The organism is Bacillus cereus group sp. BfR-BA-01347 (assembly GCF_022663835.1).
Lineage (GTDB): Bacteria > Bacillota > Bacilli > Bacillales > Bacillaceae_G > Bacillus_A > Bacillus_A thuringiensis_K.
This window is the reverse complement of record NZ_JAKUGG010000080.1, coordinates 1-424: the sequence shown is the minus strand read 5'-3', so window position 1 is coordinate 424 and position 424 is coordinate 1. Positions and strand designations below refer to the sequence as shown.

Below are 424 nucleotides of genomic sequence, written 5' to 3'. Positions count from 1 at the left end.
GCCACCCCGGCATGTCATATTGAAAATTGGAGCGGAAGACGGGATTCGAACCCGCGACCCCAACCTTGGCAAGGTTGTATTCTACCACTGAACTACTTCCGCAAGACATGTTTGAGATATTTTATTAAAAGTGCGGGTGAAGGGAGTCGAACCCCCACGCCAAAGGCGCTAGATCCTAAGTCTAGTGCGTCTGCCAATTCCGCCACACCCGCATATTAATTAAAATGGTGAGCCATGAAGGACTCGAACCTTCGACCCTCTGATTAAAAGTCAGATGCTCTACCAACTGAGCTAATGGCTCTTACAATAAAAACTGGTGCCGACTAGAGGACTTGAACCCCCAACCTACTGATTACAAGTCAGTTGCTCTACCAATTGAGCTAAGTCGGCTAAATGGTGGAGGATGACGGGATCGAACCGCCGA

At 48.8% G+C, this 424-nt stretch carries 4 tRNA genes; all 4 read right to left on the bottom strand.

The annotated features are described in order from the left end of the window. Positions 1-27 precede the first annotated feature (27 nt). Positions 28-102: transfer RNA gene (locus tag MR143_RS32715), tRNA-Gly, on the bottom strand. Between the two features lie 29 nt (positions 103-131). After that, a tRNA-Leu gene (locus MR143_RS32710) sits at positions 132-212 on the bottom strand. Between the two features lie 13 nt (positions 213-225). Further along, positions 226-301 (bottom strand) — tRNA-Lys (locus MR143_RS32705). Positions 302-314: 13 nt separating this feature from the next. Beyond that, positions 315-390: transfer RNA gene (locus MR143_RS32700), tRNA-Thr, on the bottom strand. Positions 391-424: the final 34 nt, after the last annotated feature.